The sequence below is a fragment of the Ureibacillus sp. FSL E2-3493 genome (genome assembly GCF_038077515.1).
Taxonomy (GTDB): domain Bacteria; phylum Bacillota; class Bacilli; order Bacillales_A; family Planococcaceae; genus Ureibacillus; species Ureibacillus halotolerans.
Genome location: NZ_JBBOPK010000001.1, coordinates 295,358 through 318,498 on the forward strand (window position 1 = coordinate 295,358; position 23,141 = coordinate 318,498).

Sequence of the window (23,141 nt, forward strand, 5' to 3'; positions counted from 1 at the left end):
CATCGAAAAATCCAATAGGGATAATTATAAACTTTTAGTTAGGAGTGTATGGGAATGACAGTTGAACAAAAAGTGAAAGAATTACATCATTTTATTAACGGTGAGTTAGTAGCAGGTAAAAGTGGTCGTTTTTCCAATGTGTATAATCCATCAACGGGGGAAGTCATTGCACAAGTTCCTCTTGCTGCAAAGGAAGAAGTGAAAAACGCCATAGAGATGGCAAAAAAGGCATTCCCTGAATGGAGAAATACTTCCAGTGGAAAACGGGCAGAAATTGTGATGAGATTCCGTCAGTTAGTGAAGGAAAACGAAGAAGAACTAATCCAAGTGATTTGTACGGAAAGTGGCAAAACAAAGGAGGATGCTAAGGGAGAGATTACCCGTGGTTTAGAGTCAGTAGATTTGGCCATTAATGCTCCCCATCTTTTAAAGGGAGACTATTCAGTTAACGTAGGTGGAAATATTAATGCCTATTCAACAAAATCCCCTATAGGGGTTGTGGCAGCCATTTCTCCTTTTAACTTTCCTGTAATGGTACCCTTCGCCCAAACAAGCATGGCGGTTGCCGTAGGGAATGCTGTTATTTTAAAGCCGTCTGAAAAGGTGCCAATGTCTGCGCTGTTTTTCTCGGAATTATGGAAAAGAGCGGGATTACCTGATGGTATTTGGACGGTTATAAATGGCGACAAAGAAGCGGTTGATGAATTGTTAGCAAATCCAACTGTTCAAGCAATTTCCTTTGTAGGTTCCACACCTGTTGCAGAGTATATTTATCAAACTGGTACAAGTTACAATAAACGGGTTGCAGCCTTTGGTGGTGGGAAAAACTTTATGATTGTAATGCCTGATGCCGATTTAGAAAAAACAGCAAATGCCTTTATTGGAGCCGCATATGGTGCAGCGTCACAACGTTGTATGGCCATTTCAGGTGCGATGGTAGTAGGGAAAGAAACGGCGGATCAATTGGTTGCTATTTTAAAGGAAATGATTGAGAACTTAAAAGTAGGACCTTATACAGATGAAGAAGTTGATTTTGGTCCGGTTATTACGCAACAATCAAAGGATGCGGTTATCGGTTATATTAATCGGAGCATTGAAGAAGGGGCAAAGGTAGTAGTAGACGGACGAAATCCAACTATTTGCCAAACATCAAAAGGGTTTTATTTAGGACCAACGTTATTAGATGAAATTACACCTTCTATGGAAGTTTTCCAACAAGAAGTATTTGGACCTGCCCGCATCGTCGTCCGGGTTGAATCTTTACAAGAAGCGATCGATTTAATAAACGATCATGAACTAGGAAATGGTGTGACGATCTTTACGAAGAATGGCGCAGCAGCTCGGAAATTCCAGGAAGAAATAGAAGTGGGGATGGTTGGAGTGAATGTACCCATTCCAATCCCAGTTGGATATTACAATTTCGGCGGGTGGAAACGTTCCAAGTTTGGTGAAGGCTTTATGTTTGGTCCTGATCAAGCTCGCTTCTTTACAAAAAGTAAAACAATATCTGAAAAGTGGTTGAATGGGGATGACGAAACGTCCACAACTTTCGCTTTTCCTAGCAACTCGACAAAATAAATTTTAAGCATGGTCTTCCATAGGGAGGATCATGTTTTTATTTTGAAGAAATTTTACCACTACTTTTGTCAGAAAATTTAAATTATAATATACGTAACTTCCTTTTCTACAAGAGAGGTGTGTGCCAATTGAGTCATTATTCCTTACTAGTTCGTGATATTTTAAAAAATAAACACTTTTATCAAGCAGAAGTTGTCGCTGGTGATGGCGGACTTCATAATACGATTAAATGGGTGCATGTCCTTGAAGTGTCAAATGTTCAAAAACTATTAAAAGGACAGGAGCTCATTTTAACAACCGGTGTCAGTTTTCAACATCATCAAGACCACTTTTTACAATTTGTTATAGGGCTTATCGAAGCAAAATGTGCCGGACTTTGCATTGAATATGGAGCATATATTCAAAAAGTGCCGGAAGAGATTATTCAATTAGCAAACGACCATCAATTTCCCATCATCGTTTTTCATGAAGAAGTTCCTTTTGTTGAAATTACCCAAGACCTACATACCCTTATTATTAACCACCAATATTCCATGATCGCTAAATTAGAAAACTACTCCCAATTACTAAATAAAGAAACTTTACATGCGCAAAATAGTGAACAGTTATTAAAACCTTTATATGAATATTTGAAAATCCAAACGATTTACGAAGTAGAAGGTAAAGATCCAATTTTCTATCCGAATATGGCAAAGAAACAAAGGGAAGCTCTCCTCCAAAAGAAGTTAAATCGGAATGATAGTACCCAATTTATAACAAAACCGATTTATCTGTTCGAACATATTTTTGGAGAAATAACGTTATATAGTGAAGAGAAGGAAATAACCGAGTTTGAGCTCCTCATTTTAGACAGAACGATAACAGCTTTAGCCCAGCTGTTACTTAGGGATTTATATGTGGATGAAAGGAAAAGGAAAGAGGATGCAAAATGGTTAGAGGAATGGTTGGAGGGGGCCCATACCGAATCGGAAATTAAACAATTTTTATTAGCGGAATGGCCAAGCTTTAGGCAAACGGATAGTACAGTACTTATTCTTTCCCTGCCGAGAAACGAAAAAAATCAACAATTGGATCGGACCTATTTTAAATTAAATTGCCATACGATTTTTGATAAAAAGGGTTTTCTTTCTTTTGTCATTGAAAGGAAAAATGATTTTATTTTCATATTATTGAACCGTCAAGATACTGATTCGATGAAGATGAGATTACAAGATTGTCTCGTGAAACTCGAAACATCTAATTTAATCGAAGGTCAAGAAATGGCAGTGGGCAAGTTTGTAAAGGAGTTAACGAAGGTTCATGAAAGTTACAAAAGTGCCCAGGATACGTTATATATTATTCGACATGTTGAAACGGACTCTTCCTTTTATGATGAGTTATATGTATTCCAACTTATTTATCAAATGCAAAAGCATACGAATTTACAAGAAATGATGGAAGAATTGCTTCAACCATTAATCGATTTTGATGAAAAGCATAATGGTCAGTTAGTGGAGACTTTAGAAATTTATTTACAGTCGAATGGTTCTAAACAAGAGACGGCAAAAAAATTATATATCGTAAGGCAAACGTTATACCATCGATTACGAAAAATTGAAAGTTTAATAGGTAAGGATTTTATGAAAGGTGAAAATCGCCTTGCTTTAGAATGGATGCTTTTTGCGCGGAAGTTTATAAAAAGAACTTAAAATTCGTGAGTCAAACCATTTTACTTACTGTTTAATTTCTATTGTTTTATTTTACATTTTGTTACATGAAAATACCCTCTATCTTCTTCATAATATGTGTAAAACAAAGCGTTAATGGGGTATGTATTAATGCTAACAAGATAGGAGTGGGCATGGATGTTGGATACGAATTTAGGAAAAGAATTACTAGAAAAGGATGAAATGTACGTTTGGCATTCGATGAAACCGTATAATCCTAATGGAACGCTAGTTGTGGAGAAATCAAAAGGTGCCCGTATAACGGATGTGGATGGAAAAGAATATATTGATGCAATGGCTGGGTTGTTTTGTGTCAATGTTGGGTATGGTCGGGAGGAATTGGCAAAGGCAGCTTATGATCAAATGGTTTCTAACGCTTATACACCATTATCCCAAGGACATGTTCCTTCTATAAACCTAGCAGAAAAGTTAAATGAACTTCTTGGTGGAGATTACGTTATTTTCTTTTCGAATAGCGGTTCAGAGGCAAACGAGACTGCCTTTAAAATTGTCCGACAATATCATCAGCAACAAGGTAACAGTTCTCGTCTAAAAATACTCTCCCGTTATCGTGCTTACCATGGTAATTCAATGGGCGCATTAGCAGCAACTGGCCAAGCGGAGCGGAAATATAAATACGAACCACTAGCTCCTGGATTTCTTCACGTTTCTCCGCCCGACTCCTATCGAAATAATGAAGACGAGTATACAGATATTTTCAATATTCCGAGTGTAAAAGAAGTGGATCGGGTGATGACATGGGAACATAGTGATACAATAGCAGCGATGATTTTAGAACCGATTATTACCGGAGGAGGAGCTCTAATACCTCCAGAAGGTTATTTAAAAGGAATCGAAGCAACTTGTAAAAAACATGGTGCATTAATGATAGTAGATGAAGTGATTTGCGGTTTTGGTCGGACTGGAAAGCCCTTTGGATTTATGAATTACGGAGTACAGCCGGATATCATTACAATGGCGAAGGGACTTACTAGTGCATATTTACCTTTATCAGCTACGGCAGTAAAACGGGAAATATATGAAGCGTTCACAGATAGTGGAGACTACGATTTCTTTCGACATGTGAACACGTTCGGTGGAAGCCCAGCAGCTTGTGCATTGGCATTGAAAAACTTAGAAATTATGGAAGAGGAAAAACTGTTTGAGCGTTCTGCAACAAAAGGAACGGAAATGTTGAAGACGTTACAAGCTCGATTAAGTAGCCATCCTTTTGTTGGGGATGTACGGGGTAAAGGGTTATTGATTGGGATTGAATTAGTAAAAGATAAAGAAACAAAGGAACCTATTGAAGTTGAATCGATTAACAAAGTAATAGCGATTTGTAAGGAGAAAGGAGTAATTATCGGTAAAAATGGTACTACAGTTGCTGGATTTAATAATGTTCTCCTTCTATCGCCCCCACTAAATATCTCAGATGAAGATATTCAGGTTGTAATCGATACTTTAGTAGAAGCAATTTATGAGCTGAAGGAATAAAGGGAAAAGCAGAATGATTCATTTCATTCTGCTTTTTGTATCCCTAAACATAGGAATTTCTCAACAAATTATTTGTAATGAAGTAGAAAAATGAAATTATTTCCCGAGAAATGTTTTATTTTGCGAAATAGAACAGATAGTGGGGAAACGTTGATACTTCAATACTTTTAGCTTCCAATGCTGAAATTTTGTCGAATTAAATTTCTCTGTTGGTACAGTTTGTCTGGTTAATAGAAGTAATTTCTAATAAGGTATTAAAAGATGATATAAGCAAAAAAAGTAAATAGAGTTAAAATAAAAGAAGGAAAATAAACTACATACAACAAAGGAGTTTCATCATGACGAAAAAAATTTATGTAATTCATGAAAATGATGACTGGACTCGTCATTTAACAAAAAGATTAGAAGAGTTGAATTTACCTTATGAAACTTGGCATTTAGATGAAGGAATTGTTAATTTAAATGAAGCACCACCTGAAGGCGTATTTTATAATCGAATGAGTGCTTCTTCCCACACTCGTAACCATCGTTTTGCTCCTGAACTAACAGGTGCGGTAATTGATTGGTTAGAGTTTTATGGCAAAAGAGTGTTAAATGGCAGTAACGCCCTTCGATTAGAATTAAGTAAAGTAAAACAATATACGCAATTAGAAAAATACGGTATTCGTGTACCAAAAACAGTAGCGGCTGTTGGGAAAAATCAAATTATGGAAGCTGCTAAATCATTAAATACATTACCGTTCATTACAAAACATAACCGTGCAGGTAAAGGGTTAGGGGTTCAATTATTCTATTCTTTAGAAGCGTTGCAAGAGTATTTAGATAGCCCAGCATTTGAAGAACCCGTCGATGGGATTACTCTCGTTCAACAATATGTAAAATCTCCAGATCAGCATATAACGCGTGTGGAATTTGTTGGTGGGGAGTATGTCTACTCTGTACGAGTTGATACTTCAGAAGGTTTCGAATTATGTCCTGCGGATGCTTGTCAAATTGGAGACTTATTCTGTCCGGTTGGAGAAGAGCCAAAAGATCAAATGAAGTTTAAAATTGTAGATAATTCTCGGACAGAACTCATCGAAAAATATCAACAGTTCTTAAAAGGAAATGGTATTGATGTAGCCGGTATTGAATTTATCGTAGATGAAGAAGGTACTGTCTATACTTACGATGTGAACACAAATACAAACTACAATTCCGATGCGGAAGAGGAAGCTCAGAAATTCGCCATGCTTGAATTAGCGAAATTATTAGGTAGAGAGTTAGAAAATATATAATAGCTGAAAAGACATTTCCTGTTAAAGGCTCTTGCTTTGAAGGGGATGTTTTTAGTAGAAAGCGAAATGTAGGTAGTAAGGGAAGTTAAATCACTTTAAAATAAAAGGGATAAATTCTTAACGAAAAATGAGGAGCCTATTCAAATGACTTTAAGACAACAATTGGAACAATACCGTCCGTATAATGAACAAGAAGCGAAGGATCAAGAATTGATGTTACGATATATGGATACCTTTGATAACTTACTCACACGGGAAAATGAATTTGCCCATTTTACAGCTTCTGCATGGCTAGTGAATAAAGAGCGTACAAAAGTATTGATGGTCTATCATAATATTTATCAATCTTGGTCATGGGTTGGTGGGCATGCGGATGGGGAAGCGGACTTATTGCATGTAGCATTAAAAGAAGCGATGGAGGAAACAGGACTTACGAACGTCCACGCTGTATCCGATGAGATTTATTCTATAGAAATATTAGGAGTTCCAGCCCATGTGAAAAAGGGAAAACATGTCGCAACCCACGTTCATTTAAATGTAACGTATTTATTAGAAGCGGATGAACAGGACGAAACCTTTATTAAACCGGATGAAAATAGTGATATCGGTTGGTTTGAATTAAGTAAAGCTATCGAAGTTTGTACAGAACCAGATATGAAAGTTGTGTATCAAAAATTAAATGAAAAACTTGATCGAAATTAATAAAGGTAGCGTCTCGTTAGGAGATGCTACCTTTTTCTTATGGGAAAGTTAGTTATAAGTCTATTTCTTTCTCTTTGGAAGAAAACAAATAGTGATGATACGTTTTTTTAAAGGAGAGAATGATACCAATTAACATAAAATTCGATAATAAGGAACTTCCACCATAACTTACAAAAGGCAGCGTAACGCCGGTTATCGGTAAGATCCCCATTGTCATACTAATGTTTTGGAAGATTTGAAAGGTGAATAAACCGATGATTCCTGCACCTACCGTATAGGCAAATGAATCATTCGTTTTCATGATGATAGTAATGAGCCGAAAAAGAAATAAAAAGTACAGTAAAATGACAAAAGTACAACCGATAAAACCTACTTCTTCAGCGATAGTAGAAAAAATAAAATCCGTATGTTTTTCAGGTATGTATACATCATTGTTTAGAAAGCCTTTCCCGGTAATTTCCCCTGACCTAATGGCTAACATTCCTTTTCTTGCTTGAAGGGAAGAATCCTCATATTCATAAGGGAAAAGCCAACCGTTAATCCTTGCTATTTGATGGGGGGATAATTGACCCATAATATGTTTCATGAAAAAATCGTGAAATTGAAAATATAAAATGATCAATGTTACTACAATACTGATAGGGATAGCAGTGAATGTTAGTAATAGTTTTTTATTAATCGTTGAAAAGTAGATCATAGGAATGATCAATGCTAAATAAAGCATTAACATACCTGTATCGGGTTGTTTATAAACGATAATCATTGGTGGTATGACAATCGCTGCGATTTTAGCAAGTAAATAACTATCCGAAATGAGTGTTTGTTTTGCTATTGAGTTTTGATGTTTTTCCATCGTTTTGGCAATGACTAATAAAAAGGCAAACTTTAAAAATTCAGAAGGCTGTAAAGTACCGATAAACTTAATTTTGTACCAAGCTTTTGCTCCATTAATTGGTTTTGCAATACTTTCAGGGGCAACAATTAATCCTATTAATAAAAGAAAGACAAATATATAAAACAACCAAGCAATCTTTTTTAACTGTTCTAAATCTAACATTGCTATAGCAATCATTAAGACAAAACCAATACAGTAGAAAATTATTTGCTTTATGACAAAAGAACCTGGGTATTGGGAAAATGATGCATTACTTGAGTAAATAAATAAACAACTAATAATGCCGAATAGTGCTAAGCATAAAATTATTTGTTTATCTAAATATTTGTTAATCATTTCGATTTGCTCCTAAACATCGGAATTTGGTTTTGATTTACTGAATATACATATATTTGAAACGCTAATAAAATACAAAATGTTCCATCACCGCTTGGGTAGGGGTGTTGTAATTACTTTGTGAAGGACTGATTTATCCACAATAAAAATTATAAATTTAAAACGTTTCATACGTACTATCCACAAAAAAACATTTTGCTTTAAACTTCGTTATAATTACAAAATTCGACCATTTTTCTTTGTGAAATTGAAATTATTTCCCTAGAAATGTCTCTTTTTTTCTTATATAGTTAAATTTTGTATTAATAGAGATTTGTTAATGAAAAGTTGTGACGATACATACTTTAATGTAAAAGAGGGAAAGGGGTGGACGGATGGCTATTGTCATATCAACCATTCATCTTAAAGGTGGCGTTGGAAAGACAACGACAACTGTAGGATTAGCAGAAATGCTAGCGTCGGAGTTTAAGAAAAAGGTATTAATTGTTGATCTTGACCCCCAAACTCACGCAACAATGATGTTGCTTGGTGAACAACGTTGGATGGAATTAAATCAAGATGGATATACGTTAGCGACGATGTTTGAAGAAGCGTTAGACCCAGACGATAAAAAATTTATACTTGAGAAAACATTGCAAAAAAACGTGTCCAATATTCATACAGTGCAAACGATTGATCTTCTCCCATCTAGTCTGGACTTAATTGGCATTCAAGATGTATTAGCTAAAATGCCGACGGGGCCATTTTACTCCAACAATCCAATTGAAATTTTAAAAAATGCTATCCGTCCAATTAAGTATGACTATGACTATATTTTAATTGATTGCCCCCCAAACCTTAGCCTTATTACATTAAACGGAATTCGAATTTCGAATGGATATATTACGCCTACCATACCAGACATATTGTCTTCGTACGGAATTTCCCATGTGATGAATCGTGTGGATGAATTTGCCGATAATATGGATATGAAAATTGAACATTTGGGCATTGTTGTAACAAAATATAAAGAAAACTCAAAAGTACATAGAATTACTTTAGAGCAATTAAAAAGTATGAACATTCATGTGTTTAGACGACTATTTAAAGAAACGAACCAAATGGCAAAAGCGGCGGATTACTACGTATCTTATTCAACTTTCAAACAGAAATGGGGAAAAGACAGTTCATTTCATGCATTTTATTATTTGGCAAAGGAAATAATCGAAATGTATGAAGGATGATAATGATATGGATTATAGTTTGGCTGGAAATCCCATTTTTATTTCCAAAATAATCGAGCCGAAGATGGACAAACTACTATTGAAAAGTTAAAGCTTTGTTGAAAGCGACCTTACTTTTCAAACATATCAATGGGGAGGATAGCAATGCCAAATAAAGAAGCGAATAATACTAGGTCCAATTGTCAAGGGAACGTTTGTGGAACGGAGAAGATTCCAATGAATCGAAATCGTCAATCCAAAAACAGTAGTGAAGAGTTTGCTTCTGAAATTCATATCAATGCAAATTTAGAACAAACCCATTCGAACAATGCCTTCGAAAAAAGGTCAAAAAGACAATTAGAAAGTGAACGCACTGCCTGGAATTAAAGTGTTATTTGGCGCTGTCGGAAACCTGCGATATTAGGGACTAAAGTTTTTCTTTAGTCCCTTTTTGATGGTTTTTAAAAAAATATTTTCCATATTTGTTTAAAAATTAATCCTACTATATTACTATAATAGTATAAGGTTTAATCGGAATGAAATAAATTTAAGGAAGTACCTATAGTAATGAAAAAAACAAATATAAAAATTATTTTAGTTCTTTCAGCTTTATTAGTTTTATTCTTTACATCATTTAGTGTTTATACGACAAATGTAAATATACGAAGTACAGTTGAAGAGGCGATTACCAATCAAAATTTGGAGACGGCTAAAACCATTTCAGAACGATTTGATATTGAAACATATAAAAAATTTTTAAAGAGTCCGCAAAAAAATAATTACTATTGGAAAATTAATAATGACTTAAATAATATTAGAGAAAAAATTGGTGCTCTTTTTGTTTATACAATAGAAGTAGATAGTCCAAAAGTGATGAAAACAATGGTTGCAGGGCTACCTGCTGATAAACAGAAATCCTTTAAAATCGGGAAACTGACGAATGTTCCAAAAAAGCTTGTGAAGATGGCATATTATGAATGCAAGCCATTTACAACAAATATGATAAAAGATCCGGACTATGGAACGTATTTAACAGTAGCAGCACCCATTATAGATGATTCTAATAATGTGCTTGGATATGTTGGTATTGATATTAGTGTGGAAGATATTAATGAAGTAAAAACAAGTGTTTTAGAAAATAATATTATCATTTTTATTTTTAATGCGTTATTTATTTTCATTATGATTACTTGCTTTTATTTCATTCAAAGATGGTATCAAAAGGCAGTTGTAAGAGAAGTTGAATATACCGAGGATACATACCAAGAGGAAATAAAAACGTTAATTACATCTGTTTCTTCATTAAGACATGACATGACAAATCATCTCCAAGTTATACATGGTCTTTTAATCATTGGGGCTGTCGACAAAGCCCAACAATATGTTAATTCCCTAGTTAATGAAGTCCAGTTAATTAAATCAGTATCCGTCGATTCCACAATCGAACATCCTGGATTGGCTATTCTATTGCAAACGAAAAAACTGGCTACAAATAACCATCAAATTAATATGACGACTTCCGTTGACCCGAACCCATTTGATCGAATTAAATCAACGGATATGATTAAAATATTGTCTAACTTAATTGATAATGCGATGGATGCAACAAATGAGTTGCCAGAAGAGCTCCGTCAAATAACAGTTAGCTGTGAAGCAACGGATTGCCATTATATTTTTGAAATAAAAAATACCGGGCCAAAAGTTCCCGAATGTGAAGAAATTTTTAAACAGGGCTTTTCTACAAAACATGCCGAAAAGGGAAAAACAAGAGGCCAAGGCTTGTTTATCGTAAAGGAAGTAGTAGAGAAGTATAATGGCGAAATCGCCCTCTACTCTACAAACGACTATGAAACAATTGCAAGGGTAAAAATTCCCCTTAAATAAAATGCAGATAAACAATCAAAATAGAATAAATGGCCCTAAAATATGGTTCAAATAAAAAGTTTACGGCCTATATAAAAGGAAATGTTCTATTTCGATTGGATTATTTTCGAAATGTAGAATTTCAATTCTTTTTACCTTAAATATAAAACTGAGGTGTCGTTGACATTCTCCTGTTGCTTATTAAAATAGAACTATCTTCGAAGATAAGAAGGGATGAATCGTTTAGTATTCCTTTATAAACGAACATCCCTGGGATGGACAGTTCTATTTTTATAAGCTTTTGATTTAGAGGTGAAATAGTGGAAATGGAAAAGGAAAAATTATTAGAATCGAAAAGCATTTTAATGAAACTGGCGAACGGTATTAATCCATTAAATAATGAACCTATCAATGATCACAGCTTTTTACATGACCCTCAAATTATACGTCCTTTATTTTATCTTTCAGATTATATTTCAAAACAGCTTGAAGTTAAAAAGATACCTCCGAGAAAACCTGCCACATTTCACATAACCGATGAACAATTAAAACAAGTTACATTGCCTCTAGGGAAAATTGGGATTAATGACTTTTCTAAGGCGATTAATGTAGTCATTGATCCTACTATAAGTAAAAAATTAACCGGAACAATGATTAATAAAAAATTAAAAGCAATAGGTATTTTAAGTGAAGAAGTGGATGGAAATGGTCATCGAGTCAAGGTAAAAAATGACAAATAGGAAGGGTATGGTATTGAAAGTGAGACCCGGACTTTTAACGGTAGAGAATACAAAAAGGTTGTTTTTAATGAAATAGGTAAACAATTTTTTGTTAAAAAATATTAAGACGTTAATGGAGTAGGATGTAAATAATATTCACTTAAATAAGGCAGATGGGAGAGGCATTAGAGTGGAAATACGAGATTTATTTGACTTAGAAAATGATGCAAACTTTCAACAATTGAACCAGCAAGTAAATTCCTTTAATACTTTAAAAATATTAAAATTGGAAAATCATGAAATTAGACATTCGAATATATTGGCTTGGTTACTGAACCCAAAGGAAAATCACAATTTGAGTGATTATTTTTTACGTAAAGTAATGGAACATCTTATGTTAATGGATGAAAATGGCGGAAATGTTCAATATCAAAAAATCGGGAATATCCTTAATCATTCCTTAGTCGACAGTCATGTTTATCGAGAAGTAAAGACAGATAAAAATCGATATATTGATTTACTAATTGTGAACCAGCAGTTGAAAACGGTTTTGATCATAGAAAATAAATTTTATTCTTCGGAGTCTGTAAATCAATTGAATGATTATTTGGAATTTACTCGCCATACATTTAAAAATTTTACGATTATTCCTATTTACTTAACCCTTAATGGGGAAAAACCTTCGAATTCCCATTATTTTATTCTAACATACGAGAAAATTGAGGTTATATTACATACTATTTTAGGGTTATATAAAGATCGATTAAGCGATAATGTATTTCAATTTATTAAAGATTATAATCAAATATTAAAAGAAAAATTTTATCCTAATCAGGAACAAATATTACAAGCTATTGATATTTATTTAAATCATAAGCAAACAATCGATGTTCTTTTTGAAGAAACGGCAAGTATATCTAAGCCATTAATTTTTGAAACCGGTTATTATTTTGAATTTTTAATGAAATATAAAAATACGATTCAATATATTTATAAACATGGGCAAAATATTTTGTCCTATAGTTTTGACGAATTTATTAAACTGCAATTTAATAATAATGTGTTGTATCGCTCCCAGCCAACTACTCCTCACTTACTACCGCCAGAATGGGAAGGAATTAGTCATGCCCATTTGAAAGAACCAACCTATTGGTTAGGAAAAGGGTTAGTCGTATGGTTTGAACAAGCGAAAGATAGTCGATTGAGTATGATAGCAGAAATTGGGCCAATTGAATACACCGAACGCCTTTCATTTTTGGAAAAATTAGAGCGAGCAGGTTTATCGGTTAAAGAAAGATCTAAATTAGAAACGGCTCGTTATACCCGTTTCTTTACTCAAAAAATGGATATTAACAAGTGGGATGATATGGCAGAGTTAACACAAGGGATGTTTGACTTATATAACTCAGCAGAATTTACACAAGTAAGAAATCAAGTAGCGGCTATTTTAAAAAATGATGATGTAGAAATAGATGAACCAAAAGCGACTATGGAGAAACAAAAGGGTTATGATTTTAAAGTGAAAGTACAAAGGGCGTTTAGAAAATGGATGGCATTAACGAATATACCTGAAACGGATTATCGTGTATCGAACAAACACCTTTCTTTCATTATTCCACTTTTTGATTCCTTTAAAGATCGATTAGGAGAAACTAGAGAAAAATGGTGGTGGTATAACGGACCATTTCTATTTTGGTTCATGATTAATGAAGATTCCCTTTATTTTACTTTAGAAGTTGGTCCAATCGAGGCAAATAAGCGGATTGTTCTAATGGAACAAATGAAAGAACAGGGGATTATTTTTAGTGAAAAGGGACTTTCTCCAGAAGCAAAATTTAATCGTATCTTTTCGCGATCAGTATCTATTAAATGCTTAGATGAGCCCGAACTACTACGAGTATTTCAAACGTTGTATGATGATCATGATCTGCAAAAGATTTTAAATAAAATCCAGCATATCTATAACGAATTCTATAGCAACATTGAATAATGAATCCACATAATATTCTTTTTATCATAGTTGATATATGAAACTTTTAAAATGTGTATCAATATGTTCAATATAACGAAATTTTGGTATAATGAAGTTATTAGAAGAACAGAGTAAAAAAGACTACTTGATGCTGCAACATCAAGCAGTCAACGGTAATAGCTAGTCCTAAGGGATTGGCAACCAGTTCGAAGTTTAACCTGCATTGAGCGAGAGCTCAGGTAGGTTATTTTTTTTGATTTACTGTAATCACAGTCACAATTAAAGTGGCGAAGGCCACGGAAAACATTAATGTTTCAGAAATAGACAAGGCATCACCGCCTCTCTGTAAAGGAGTTCCGCCAATCGTCCTTTTAAATTTTTTAGCTATTACACCTACATTATAGCACATATGTTCGTATTTTAAAGGGTATAAGGTTGTATTTTATAGAATATGGAAAGATATCCAACGAAGGAAAGGATATGAATGTACTCTATTTTTAATGCTAGCAAGCCCTTTTAACTTCTATTTGTAAATAATTTCAACGCATACTTTGCTCCATATTGAAAATAATAAGCGGAAAATGAATGAAAAGAAGGTAGAACGATGCGAAAACGTCTCCACATTCTAATTATAATGTGTATACTTCCTTTTGTTGTAGCTTGTACGGATAACGGTGATGATACCCCAGTAGAAGCAAAGGAGAATGACGGTAAATTCAATAACTCGTCTAGTAGCAAAATCGATTCATTACTTAAGGAAGTTTAACAACTTTTCCCTTTTTTACTCGAAGGCTTCCTTTTATTCCCTTTTCAAGTATACTTAATAGTAAGAGAATATTATTATGAAGTAATGAAAAGGGGATTCTTCATGTCTAAAATACCTATAATCATTGACACAGATCCGGGAATAGATGATGCAATGATGTTAACATACGTCTATGGAAATGATGATGCTTTAGATATTCGTTTAGTTACAACAAGCTCAGGGAATATCTCCCAAGGAAAATCCAATCATAATGCACGGGTCTTTTTAAGTTACATTGGGGCTAATGTAGAAGTTGCCCGTGGATTAGAAAGTCCTTTCCTTCGTAGATTGGAAATAGCAGAAGATATCCATGGAGAAAGTGGTTTTGGAAACGTCCAGTTTTTAACGCCTCCACTTCCAGTGAGCCATCGTCCGGCGGTGACTGCAATGGTGGAGACGATTTTAAGTAGCGATGAAAAAATAACGATTGTCGCAACTGGTCCTTTGACGAATATCGCGGCATTACTTGTTGCCCATCCTGAAGTAAAAACGAAAATTGAAAGGATTTTATGGATGGGGGGAGCAGCTGTAGGGGGCAATGTTACACCAACGGCAGAATTCAATGCATACGTTGACCCGCATGCTGTCCAAATTGTGTTTAATTCAGGGATTCAAGTTGTAATGAGTGGTTTAGATGTAACTCATAAAGCCTTTATTACAGTGGATGAAATCAAGCGATTAGAAGATATGGGGACGGAATTTACACAAAAGCTCCATGAAATGGTGACATTTTATCTTGATCAAATTGAAAAGACACCTTTTCATGAAGAAAATTATGATCAAGTAGTTCATTTTCATGATGTAGTGCCAGTGATGTATTTATTGCAACCTCACTTGTTTGAAGGAACCGACCACTTTGTGGAGGTGGAGTTAGAAGGTAAAGCAGCGGGTGCTACTATCGTAGATTATTTGAATCGTACAAACAATAAACCAAATGTTCATGTTCTACATAACGTTGAACGGGAGAAGTTTGTTGAAGAATTTATGAAGGCTGTGGAAAATATTTCGGAACGCCTCACAAAATTTTAATTGACCAATGCCCCTTCATCCTTTATTCTATTCAATGAATAGAATGCCCGGCGAACGGGAGAGGTTCATAGCTGATACCCTCTATAAAAAACTATGGAAACATGACGAATGATGCCATGTCCATAACTGGACATGGCTTTTATGTTTTTATAAGAGTTTTATAGAATATGAACTTCTCCTTGTTAATTGTTGGGAAACATTTGCAAGGAGGATTTTTTATGTCTGGCCGTAACCATGAAGAAGGTTTAAAAGATTTAACATTATTAGGAAACCAAAATACACAATATTCATTTGATTATGCACCGGAAGTATTAGAAGCGGTAGATAATCTTCATTCCAATCGGGATTATTTCGTGAAATTTAATTGTCCGGAGTTTACGAGTTTATGCCCATTAACGCATCAACCAGACTTTGCGACGATGTATATTTCTTACATTCCAGATAAAAAGATTGTAGAAAGTAAATCGTTAAAATTGTACTTATTTAGTTTTAGAAACCATGGTGATTTCCATGAAGACTGTGTCAATATTATCATGAACGATTTAATCAAATTACTAGACCCTCGTTACATTGAAGTTTGGGGTAAATTTACGCCACGCGGAGGAATTTCGATTGACCCTTGGTGTAACTACGGGAAACCGGGAACGAAATATGAAGAGATGGCTCATCATCGTTTAATGAACCATGATTTAAATCCTGAAAAAATTGATAATCGTTAAGAATGAAATTAAATAAAGAGGTTATTAGCGACCCTCTATAAAAAACTAAGGAAAAACAGCATTTTTCTTAGAATGCTGTTTTTTCATTAATAAAGGAGATTTTTTCACATGAAGCAGGGAAAAGCCGTTGTTGTATTTAGTGGAGGACAAGATAGTACAACTTGTTTGTTTTGGGCAAAAGAACGCTATGAAGAAGTGGTAGCTGTAACCTTTGATTACGGTCAAAGGCATCGGCTTGAAATTGACTGCGCAAAGGAAATAACGAAAGAATTAGGGATTGCTCATCACATGTTAGATATGTCGCTATTGAATCAGTTAGCACCGAACGCTTTAACAAGGGGAACTATTCCAGTGGAAGATGGGGAAGGTGGCGAATTACCATCAACCTTTGTGCCTGGGCGTAATTTGTTGTTTCTATCCTTTGCTGGGGTGTTGGCAAAACAAATAGGGGCGAAACATATTGTTACAGGCGTTTGTGAAACAGATTTTAGCGGCTATCCCGATTGCCGGGATATTTTTATTAAGTCGCTAAACGTTACGTTAAATTTATCAATGGATGATACTTTCGTCATTGAAACACCGTTAATGTGGCTTAATAAAGCGCAAACGTGGGAATTGGCAGATCAGCTCGGTGCCCTTGAATTTGTCCGCGAAAAAACACTCACTTGTTATAACGGAATAAAGGCGGACGGTTGTGGGGAATGTCCAGCTTGTAAGTTGCGTAAAAGAGGTTTAGATGAGTACTTAAACTCGAAGGTAGAGTCTTAAAAGACCAAGTTTTTAATTGAAATTTAAGGAGTAGTAAAATGAGAATCATATTTTATTTATTATCAATTGTCGTTGCCAATGTGGTGACGGCTGCCTTTGCACCATTGCAATTTGGAATGTTTATCGTTCCGATGGGGACGTTGTTTGTTGGAGCGACGTTCATTTTCCGAGATTTAGTACAAAATAAATACGGACGGAAAAAAACGTATTTATTTATTTTTACAGCATTAGTTTTGTCGGCAATCGTCTCCTTTCTACTAGGAGATACATTAATGATCGTAGCAGCATCAGCTATTTCCTTTATTTTAGCTGAAACGGCCGATACGGAAATTTATACTCGATTGAAATTACCTATCGCTTGGCGCGTTTTCTATAGTGGTCTAGTAGGAGGATTACTAGATTCGGCAGTGTTTGTCATTATTGGTTTAAGCCCTCTTGGCGCCGGTATGTTACCATGGGAAGCTGTACCAGCTGCTATTATCGGTCAAATTATCGTGAAAACCGTTATCCAAATGTTTGGTGCTATAATTTTAAGCCAAGTGCATGGAAAGAAAAGTAACAGTTTTGCTTAATAAATCGTTTTCTAAAAAACTGGTGTAGCTTGAAAAAGTTTCCGCCAGTTTTTTTATAGGACAATATGTAAAGATATCTTTACATATTGTCCATTTTTATTTATTTTAAATGTAAAGATATCTTTACATTTAATATGGGGTGAAAAGTTTTGTGAAAGTAATTAATCATATTAAAGAAGTTCGGTTAGCCAAAAAAATTACGCAAATTCAAATGGCGGAAGATTTGCAAATTACTCGTCAAACGATTAATGCCATTGAGAAAAATAAGTATAATCCAAGTCTGGAATTGGCTCTAAAATTAGCTAAATATTTGGATGTTCCTTTTGAACAATTATTTTACTTAGAGGAAAAGGAGTGAAGTAGGTGAGCGTTAAGAGGTTACAGCATTTGTTATGGACTGTGATTGTTCTATGTATGATAATAGGCGGTTTTTTAGGTATATATATCATTGGAAAAGAAACGGGTGATTATCCTGTTGAATTAATGTTGCCAATTATCATTGGAGTTATAGGTGGATTAATGGTATTTTTGATGGTTTCTAAATGGAGTCAGAAAAGAAGGGGAAATGTGCCTGAAATCGATGAACGAACTTTAAAAAATCTCCAAAAGTATTTTTTGGGGGCGCTATATTTTATTTTAATAGGCAGTGGGGCTGCTCTATTAATTGCGTATGCAATGGGAGTAAAAACGATCGAAACGGGACTGTTGATTTTATGTTTAGGCGGAGTGTTTTTAATGACGATTGCTGGGGCATTTATTGTTAAAAGAGTTTGAGGAAGTAAAGAGGGGTGGGTCCATTGGGTATTCGTCTCTTACTCACTCAAGTAGTAGGAGTAGTAGGATAATTAAACTTTTTGTCGAATTATACTTACTAACAATGGATAGAAGGAGGGGTTTTTTGGGTTCCAATCCAAAGTTACCGTTAACAGTTGAAGACAAAGGCAAACTTCGAAAAGCGAAAGTGAAATTAGGAGATATACATACACTAAGTACAAATCAAATAGCAGAAATACTGGAAATGTCGTTAGACGAAGCAAAGAAAATAAAAGCACTTGCAGAATTTCAACGAGTCCCATCCATTGGATATGAACTTGCAGAAAAGCTCGTTAACCATTTACATATTTTTTCTTTACAAGAGTTACAGGAAAAAGACGGTGCGACATTATTTAATGAATTAGAGAAGAAAATGGGCGTTTGGACGGATAGTTGTGTAGAAGATCAAATACGATGTGTCATTCATTTCGCCAATAACCCGAAGAGTAACAAGCAATGGTTTGAATTTACACAGGAAAGAAAAAAGTATCGGGAAGTCTATGGGTATCCAGATGATCGACCTGAAACGGCTTGGTATGAATAGGGAGGAAAGGATAATGAAAACACGATTATCCTACGTAAGAACGTAAAAATTTAGAAACTTCTATCGAGTGGTATACAGCTGTATTAGGTTTTAAAGTAGAGGCTACTTGGCCACCGGAAAAACCAAACTATGCCCATTAGAGTGTATCTGTAGGGGACGGTTGAAATTCGATAAAATATGGTTGATTTAGAAATAAATCAGAGCCAGGGGACAGGTGAGTAAGTGATAAATAAAAGTTTAGGATTCTATATAGCTTTTGGTGGAATTGTAGGGTTATTTTTTGGCGGTATGTGGAATGGAATCGGGGCAATGGTATTAATTTATATTGCACAACAATTAGAATATATAGCAAGAAATAAAAAACAATAATCTTATAATTTCCCTTAAATAGAGCGATTTTAAAAGGATTACCCCCATGTTTGTTGAACTTAATTTATAGAGAAAGGGGTTCAAGTATGATGATAAATGAATTAGATTTTAGAATAGCAGAAGAAACAGATTTAGATCAAATTGTTCAAATGCTTGCTGATGATGTGTTGGGGAGTCAGCGGGAACGATATGAACAGCCGCTGCCAGTAAGTTATATAGAAGCTTTTCAGGCGATATCGTCAGACCCAAACAATGAGTTAGTAGTAGCTTGTATAGGAGAGGACGTGGTAGGTGTACTACAAATTACCTTTACTCCATATTTAACATATCAAGGTGGGTGGCGAGCAACAATTGAGGGCGTTCGAACGGTGACTTCTATGCGCGGGAAAGGGCTCGGGACGGAGTTATTCAAATGGGCTATTGAAAGGGCAAAGAAACGAGGTTGTCATCTAGTTCAACTAACGACAGATAAAAAGCGACCAGATGCTTTGCGATTTTATGAACGGATTGGTTTTAAAGCAACCCATGAAGGTATGAAAATGAAACTTTAATAGTACATAGGAAAGGACGTTACCCACGGCGGAACGTCCTTTTTTAATGAAATCGAAATCAATTGATATTTACATAGAATCATTTCTATTATATAGTTAGTTAGGAATACTAACTACTTTGGAGGTTTTTATGAATCTGTTTTCAACAATCTACCGCTTTAATAAATTGTATGTGAACCGACTTCAAGAAATATGTTCTGCTAATGGAATTACGCCTGTACAATGGCTAGTTATAAATCATGTATTTAAAAATGAAGGATGTACAAGTATCGATATTGTGAAAGAGTGGTCTGTTGAGAAGCCAACAGTATCTACTTTAGTGCGTAAATTGAACGAACAGGGGATACTTGAATTCACAAGCGGTGAAGATAAACGGCAAAAATATTTGTCTTTAACTGTTGAAGGGCAGATCCTTTGTAGAAAAGTAGGAGAAAAAGTAATGGAACTCCAATCATTTGTAACAGAGCCAATGTCAGAGGAAATGGTAAATGAATGGACGGAACAGCTTATGATATTAGAGGAGCGTTTGAAACACTATGAAGGATAAAATATGGACAAAAAATTTTATATCAGTTGCACTCATTAACTTTTTGGCCGTATTAATGTTTTATTTATTAATCGTCACAATCGGAAGTTACACTATAAAAACTTACGATGCATCTACAAGTATGGCTGGTCTTGTATCCAGTATTTATGTTATTGGCGCTTTAGTAGGGCGGCTAATGACAGGTAGACTTATTGAAAAAATAGGACCGTCGAAAATTTTAATAATTGGCGTTATTGGTTTCTTTATTACATCATGTTTATATTTTATTGAAATACATATTGCCTTTTTATTAATTGTACGTTTTATTCAAGGAGTATTTGTCGGTATTATTGGTTCTGCTGCCGGTACAATTGTTGCATATATTTTACCAGCTAACCGAAAAGGAGAAGGGATCGGTTACTATAGTTTAAGTGCCATCTTAGCGACAGCGATTGGTCCGTTTATCGGCCTTCTATTAATGAAATTTGAACATGGAAATACGTTAATTTTCGGATTTAATGTTTTTCTATCATTATGTATGATTGTGATGCTTGCTTTTGTAAAAATAGAGATTACCATCGCATCAAAGAAAAACGAACAAGAAATCGAAGGAAAACAATCCTTTATTTCAAAGGTGATGGAACCGAAATCGATTCCAATTTCTTTCGTTGCACTACTTATTGGGTTTGCCTATTCAGGTGTGATGTCCTACATTTCTCCATATGCGGAGGAAATAGATTTAGTTACGGCAGCGAGTGTATTCTTTATTGTTTATGCCTTCGCAACGATTGTAACGAGACCTATTACCGGAAAGCTGATGGACAAAAAGGGACCAAACATCATCGTTTACCCAGCGTTAGTCATTTTTGCACTAGGGATGTATTTATTTAGTACAGCCCACAGCTCATTCGTGTTATTACTAGCTGCCGCGTTAATAGGGTTAGGTTTTGGTAATTTCAACTCAATTGCTCAAACAATCGCCGTAAAAGTAACAGAGCCACACCGTTTCGGCTTTGCAACATCCACTTATTATATTTTTTATGATTTAGGTCTAGGTTTCGGCCCATACTTACTTGGAATTCTCGTTCCATTACTTGGATTCCAAACGATGTTTATGTGGATGGTACCGGTCATTATTATTTGTATTCCACTTTACTTTGTTTTACATGGAAGAAAAGCGAAACAATATATTTAAATCGATAAAAGAGGTAACTTACAATCGTAGGTTACCTCTTTTTTATGGTTAACTTTCTATTTATTCCAAGAAGGATTCGATTACTTTTTGTTGAAATTAAGGATGAATAGATTGATAAGGGACTTAATAAAAGTGGAGGGGATGAGATGGAAGTAGTTACAAAAACATTATCAACAGAAAGGGTCTTTTTAAGGGAAATGGTTGAAGATGATTGGGTCGACGTACATAAATATGCTTCCCAAGAAATCGTCTGTCGCTACCAACCTTGGGGACCGAATACTTTACAGGAATCTAAAATGTTTGTAAATGAAGTTTTAGCTGACGCATCTAAAACCCCAAGGAGAAGATATGTCTTCGCTATTATAAACAAAAAGGATGACGAAATGGTCGGAGCTGGAGAGTTGCACCTTCGCGATTTTACGAACAAAACGGGAGAAATCGGCTATGTGGTGAATCCGGATTACTGGGGAAGAGGGATAGCAACAGAAGCAGCAATGCTGTTGATTGACTTTGGCTTTGAGCATTTCAATCTCCATCGCATTTATGCTACTTGTGATCCTAGAAATATTGGTTCATATAAAGTGTTGGAAAAAGTCGGTATGACGAAGGAAGGGAGAATTCGAGAAAACTTGAAAATGAAAGATGGTTGGAGGGATTCATTCCTTTATAGTATTTTGAAATATGAGTGGGGTAAATAACGATTAACAAAGAGGGTTGTGAGCGTATGCCTGAAATTTTATCACGGAAAGTTCTTCTAGATTTGGCGGTATCGTTAGATGGTTTCATTGAAGGGCAAAACGGCGAAATAGACTGGTGCATCATGGATGAGGAAATGGGGTTTAACAATTTCCTAAATCAAATTGACACGATTTTTTATGGACGGAAAAGCTATGATTTATGGGGAGAATCTACGCCGGATATAGAAGATGTAGATTTGCAAAAGCAAATGGAATCTATCCACACTAAAAAGAAATACGTCTTTTCCAGAACACAAAAAGGGACGGATCAAAAAGCGGTTTACATTAATGAAAATATTTTAGAAGAAGTGGAGAAAATTAAAAGTCAGTCAGGAAAAGATATATGGTTGTACGGTGGCTCAAGTCTAATTACTACTTTTATGAACTTAGGGCTTGTAGATGAATTAAGATTATCGGTTCACCCAGTTATTTTAGGAGAGGGGAAACCTTTGTTTGTTAATATCAAACAAAGGTTAAATTTAAATCTAGTCGATACAAGAAGGTTTTCCTCTGGAGTAGTGCAATTAATCTATCATTTGAAGTAAGGTTTTAGAGGGTAGCTTTTGCCACTCCTTTTTTAATGTTCTTAAAATCCATAGAAATATAGTCAACAAAAATAAAAGAATAGGAAGAAAACCAATAAATTTAAAAGCATTATTTGCTCCCTGAAAATAGTACCCAATAAAAGTTTAAGGTATCAATCATAAAATAAAAAACTTGAAGATTATAAATGAAGGTAATGAATCTTTCTTATAGAATTTAATAG

Annotated in this window: 25 protein-coding genes, 1 pseudogene and 2 riboswitches; of the genes and pseudogenes, 25 read left to right on the top strand and 1 reads right to left on the bottom strand. The window is 34.8% G+C overall.

Annotated features, from left to right (window positions below; translation table 11 throughout):
* Nucleotides 1-54: 54 nt before the first annotated feature.
* The 5 genes from MHH69_RS01570 to MHH69_RS01590 all read left to right on the top strand — a co-directional run bounded on the left by MHH69_RS01570 (nt 55) and on the right by MHH69_RS01590 (nt 6,760).
* Entirely contained in the window at nt 55-1,578 is a 1,524-nt protein-coding gene (locus MHH69_RS01570; protein WP_341361566.1) for a CoA-acylating methylmalonate-semialdehyde dehydrogenase, read from the top strand.
* Between the two features lie 128 nt (nt 1,579-1,706).
* Nucleotides 1,707-3,266, top strand: coding sequence for a PucR family transcriptional regulator (locus MHH69_RS01575; RefSeq protein WP_122972811.1), 1,560 nt, complete (start codon nt 1,707-1,709; stop codon nt 3,264-3,266).
* Between the two features lie 156 nt (nt 3,267-3,422).
* Complete coding sequence (locus MHH69_RS01580; RefSeq protein WP_122972812.1) at nt 3,423-4,781, top strand: aspartate aminotransferase family protein; 1,359 nt, start codon at nt 3,423-3,425, stop codon at nt 4,779-4,781.
* A 338-nt stretch (nt 4,782-5,119) separates the two neighbouring features.
* Complete coding sequence (locus MHH69_RS01585; RefSeq protein ID WP_122972813.1) at nt 5,120-6,058, top strand: ATP-grasp domain-containing protein; 939 nt, start codon at nt 5,120-5,122, stop codon at nt 6,056-6,058.
* A gap of 144 nt (nt 6,059-6,202) precedes the next feature.
* On the top strand, nt 6,203-6,760 hold the full coding sequence (locus MHH69_RS01590; RefSeq protein ID WP_341361567.1) for an NUDIX hydrolase: 558 nt from the start codon (nt 6,203-6,205) through the stop codon (nt 6,758-6,760).
* A 52-nt stretch (nt 6,761-6,812) separates the two neighbouring features.
* On the opposite strand, the gene MHH69_RS01595 is transcribed toward MHH69_RS01590, so the two are convergent.
* Complete coding sequence (locus MHH69_RS01595) at nt 6,813-7,991, bottom strand: FtsW/RodA/SpoVE family cell cycle protein (RefSeq protein ID WP_341361568.1); 1,179 nt, start codon at nt 7,989-7,991, stop codon at nt 6,813-6,815.
* Nucleotides 7,992-8,365: 374 nt separating this feature from the next.
* On the opposite strand from MHH69_RS01595, the gene MHH69_RS01600 reads away from it, so the two are divergent.
* From MHH69_RS01600 to MHH69_RS01690, 20 genes and pseudogenes are all read left to right on the top strand, one after another.
* Nucleotides 8,366-9,214: a ParA family protein gene (locus MHH69_RS01600; RefSeq protein WP_341361569.1), complete on the top strand. Its 849-nt coding sequence runs from the start codon at nt 8,366-8,368 to the stop codon at nt 9,212-9,214.
* Between the two features lie 144 nt (nt 9,215-9,358).
* The gene (locus MHH69_RS01605) at nt 9,359-9,580 is read left to right on the top strand and encodes a DUF1540 domain-containing protein (protein WP_341361570.1); all 222 of its coding nucleotides are present in this window, start codon (nt 9,359-9,361) and stop codon (nt 9,578-9,580) included.
* 180 nt (nt 9,581-9,760) lie between these two features.
* The gene (locus MHH69_RS01610) at nt 9,761-11,077 is read left to right on the top strand and encodes an ATP-binding protein (protein ID WP_341361571.1); all 1,317 of its coding nucleotides are present in this window, start codon (nt 9,761-9,763) and stop codon (nt 11,075-11,077) included.
* Between the two features lie 305 nt (nt 11,078-11,382).
* Nucleotides 11,383-11,796 (top strand): hypothetical protein, encoded by a 414-nt coding sequence (locus tag MHH69_RS01615; RefSeq protein WP_341361572.1) that lies wholly within the window; start codon nt 11,383-11,385, stop codon nt 11,794-11,796.
* Between the two features lie 169 nt (nt 11,797-11,965).
* Entirely contained in the window at nt 11,966-13,765 is a 1,800-nt protein-coding gene (locus tag MHH69_RS01620; RefSeq protein ID WP_341361573.1) for a PDDEXK-like family protein, read from the top strand.
* Nucleotides 13,766-14,351: 586 nt separating this feature from the next.
* Complete coding sequence (locus tag MHH69_RS01625) at nt 14,352-14,513, top strand: hypothetical protein (protein ID WP_341361574.1); 162 nt, start codon at nt 14,352-14,354, stop codon at nt 14,511-14,513.
* Nucleotides 14,514-14,615: 102 nt separating this feature from the next.
* Complete coding sequence (locus MHH69_RS01630; RefSeq protein ID WP_341361575.1) at nt 14,616-15,581, top strand: nucleoside hydrolase; 966 nt, start codon at nt 14,616-14,618, stop codon at nt 15,579-15,581.
* A gap of 54 nt (nt 15,582-15,635) precedes the next feature.
* Nucleotides 15,636-15,682: riboswitch (PreQ1 riboswitch) on the top strand.
* 117 nt (nt 15,683-15,799) lie between these two features.
* On the top strand, nt 15,800-16,300 hold the full coding sequence (gene queF / locus MHH69_RS01635; protein ID WP_191706446.1) for a preQ(1) synthase: 501 nt from the start codon (nt 15,800-15,802) through the stop codon (nt 16,298-16,300).
* Between the two features lie 11 nt (nt 16,301-16,311).
* Nucleotides 16,312-16,355: riboswitch (PreQ1 riboswitch) on the top strand.
* Nucleotides 16,356-16,408: 53 nt separating this feature from the next.
* On the top strand, nt 16,409-17,068 hold the full coding sequence (gene queC / locus MHH69_RS01640; RefSeq protein WP_341361576.1) for a 7-cyano-7-deazaguanine synthase QueC: 660 nt from the start codon (nt 16,409-16,411) through the stop codon (nt 17,066-17,068).
* 38 nt (nt 17,069-17,106) lie between these two features.
* Complete coding sequence (locus MHH69_RS01645; RefSeq protein ID WP_341361577.1) at nt 17,107-17,640, top strand: VUT family protein; 534 nt, start codon at nt 17,107-17,109, stop codon at nt 17,638-17,640.
* Between the two features lie 151 nt (nt 17,641-17,791).
* Nucleotides 17,792-17,998, top strand: coding sequence for a helix-turn-helix transcriptional regulator (locus MHH69_RS01650; RefSeq protein WP_191706449.1), 207 nt, complete (start codon nt 17,792-17,794; stop codon nt 17,996-17,998).
* Nucleotides 17,999-18,003: 5 nt separating this feature from the next.
* Nucleotides 18,004-18,414, top strand: a complete 411-nt coding sequence (locus tag MHH69_RS01655; protein WP_341361578.1) for a hypothetical protein — start codon at nt 18,004-18,006, stop codon at nt 18,412-18,414.
* 124 nt (nt 18,415-18,538) lie between these two features.
* Nucleotides 18,539-18,997, top strand: coding sequence for a helix-hairpin-helix domain-containing protein (locus MHH69_RS01660; RefSeq protein WP_341361579.1), 459 nt, complete (start codon nt 18,539-18,541; stop codon nt 18,995-18,997).
* A 53-nt stretch (nt 18,998-19,050) separates the two neighbouring features.
* Nucleotides 19,051-19,137: pseudogene (locus tag MHH69_RS19285) on the top strand (hypothetical protein); the annotation flags it as partial.
* 82 nt (nt 19,138-19,219) lie between these two features.
* A complete protein-coding gene (locus MHH69_RS01665; protein ID WP_341361580.1) occupies nt 19,220-19,366 on the top strand; it encodes a hypothetical protein in 147 nt (48 codons plus the stop codon).
* A gap of 89 nt (nt 19,367-19,455) precedes the next feature.
* Entirely contained in the window at nt 19,456-19,917 is a 462-nt protein-coding gene (locus MHH69_RS01670; protein ID WP_341362939.1) for a GNAT family N-acetyltransferase, read from the top strand.
* Between the two features lie 130 nt (nt 19,918-20,047).
* On the top strand, nt 20,048-20,464 hold the full coding sequence (locus MHH69_RS01675) for a MarR family winged helix-turn-helix transcriptional regulator (RefSeq protein WP_341361581.1): 417 nt from the start codon (nt 20,048-20,050) through the stop codon (nt 20,462-20,464).
* Nucleotides 20,454-21,638 carry an MFS transporter gene (locus MHH69_RS01680; RefSeq protein WP_122973451.1) on the top strand — a complete coding sequence of 395 codons (1,185 nt, stop codon included), beginning with the start codon at nt 20,454-20,456 and terminating at the stop codon, nt 21,636-21,638. Before MHH69_RS01675 ends, MHH69_RS01680 begins: the two co-directional genes overlap by 11 nt.
* A gap of 146 nt (nt 21,639-21,784) precedes the next feature.
* Nucleotides 21,785-22,336 carry a GNAT family N-acetyltransferase gene (locus tag MHH69_RS01685; RefSeq protein WP_341361582.1) on the top strand — a complete coding sequence of 184 codons (552 nt, stop codon included), beginning with the start codon at nt 21,785-21,787 and terminating at the stop codon, nt 22,334-22,336.
* A gap of 26 nt (nt 22,337-22,362) precedes the next feature.
* The gene (locus MHH69_RS01690; protein ID WP_122973449.1) at nt 22,363-22,920 is read left to right on the top strand and encodes a dihydrofolate reductase family protein; all 558 of its coding nucleotides are present in this window, start codon (nt 22,363-22,365) and stop codon (nt 22,918-22,920) included.
* The last annotated feature ends 221 nt before the right edge of the window (nt 22,921-23,141 follow it).

What these genes read in the sequence shown, in the direction of transcription:
- MHH69_RS01610 (WP_341361571.1), top strand. Translation starts at nt 9,761, where the DNA reads ATGAAAAAAACAAATATAAAAATTATTTTAGTTCTTTCAGCTTTATTA.
- queC (WP_341361576.1), top strand. Translation starts at nt 16,409, where the DNA reads ATGAAGCAGGGAAAAGCCGTTGTTGTATTTAGTGGAGGACAAGATAGT.
- MHH69_RS01630 (WP_341361575.1), top strand. Translation starts at nt 14,616, where the DNA reads ATGTCTAAAATACCTATAATCATTGACACAGATCCGGGAATAGATGAT.
- MHH69_RS01645 (WP_341361577.1), top strand. Translation starts at nt 17,107, where the DNA reads ATGAGAATCATATTTTATTTATTATCAATTGTCGTTGCCAATGTGGTG.
- MHH69_RS01595 (WP_341361568.1), bottom strand. Translation starts at nt 7,991, where the DNA reads ATGATTAACAAATATTTAGATAAACAAATAATTTTATGCTTAGCACTA.
- MHH69_RS01615 (WP_341361572.1), top strand. Translation starts at nt 11,383, where the DNA reads ATGGAAAAGGAAAAATTATTAGAATCGAAAAGCATTTTAATGAAACTG.
- MHH69_RS01675 (WP_341361581.1), top strand. Translation starts at nt 20,048, where the DNA reads ATGAATCTGTTTTCAACAATCTACCGCTTTAATAAATTGTATGTGAAC.
- MHH69_RS01685 (WP_341361582.1), top strand. Translation starts at nt 21,785, where the DNA reads ATGGAAGTAGTTACAAAAACATTATCAACAGAAAGGGTCTTTTTAAGG.
- MHH69_RS01680 (WP_122973451.1), top strand. Translation starts at nt 20,454, where the DNA reads ATGAAGGATAAAATATGGACAAAAAATTTTATATCAGTTGCACTCATT.
- queF (WP_191706446.1), top strand. Translation starts at nt 15,800, where the DNA reads ATGTCTGGCCGTAACCATGAAGAAGGTTTAAAAGATTTAACATTATTA.
- MHH69_RS01585 (WP_122972813.1), top strand. Translation starts at nt 5,120, where the DNA reads ATGACGAAAAAAATTTATGTAATTCATGAAAATGATGACTGGACTCGT.
- MHH69_RS01570 (WP_341361566.1), top strand. Translation starts at nt 55, where the DNA reads ATGACAGTTGAACAAAAAGTGAAAGAATTACATCATTTTATTAACGGT.
- MHH69_RS01580 (WP_122972812.1), top strand. Translation starts at nt 3,423, where the DNA reads ATGTTGGATACGAATTTAGGAAAAGAATTACTAGAAAAGGATGAAATG.
- MHH69_RS01670 (WP_341362939.1), top strand. Translation starts at nt 19,456, where the DNA reads ATGATAAATGAATTAGATTTTAGAATAGCAGAAGAAACAGATTTAGAT.
- MHH69_RS01625 (WP_341361574.1), top strand. Translation starts at nt 14,352, where the DNA reads ATGCGAAAACGTCTCCACATTCTAATTATAATGTGTATACTTCCTTTT.
- MHH69_RS01690 (WP_122973449.1), top strand. Translation starts at nt 22,363, where the DNA reads ATGCCTGAAATTTTATCACGGAAAGTTCTTCTAGATTTGGCGGTATCG.
- MHH69_RS01600 (WP_341361569.1), top strand. Translation starts at nt 8,366, where the DNA reads ATGGCTATTGTCATATCAACCATTCATCTTAAAGGTGGCGTTGGAAAG.
- MHH69_RS01590 (WP_341361567.1), top strand. Translation starts at nt 6,203, where the DNA reads ATGACTTTAAGACAACAATTGGAACAATACCGTCCGTATAATGAACAA.
- MHH69_RS01605 (WP_341361570.1), top strand. Translation starts at nt 9,359, where the DNA reads ATGCCAAATAAAGAAGCGAATAATACTAGGTCCAATTGTCAAGGGAAC.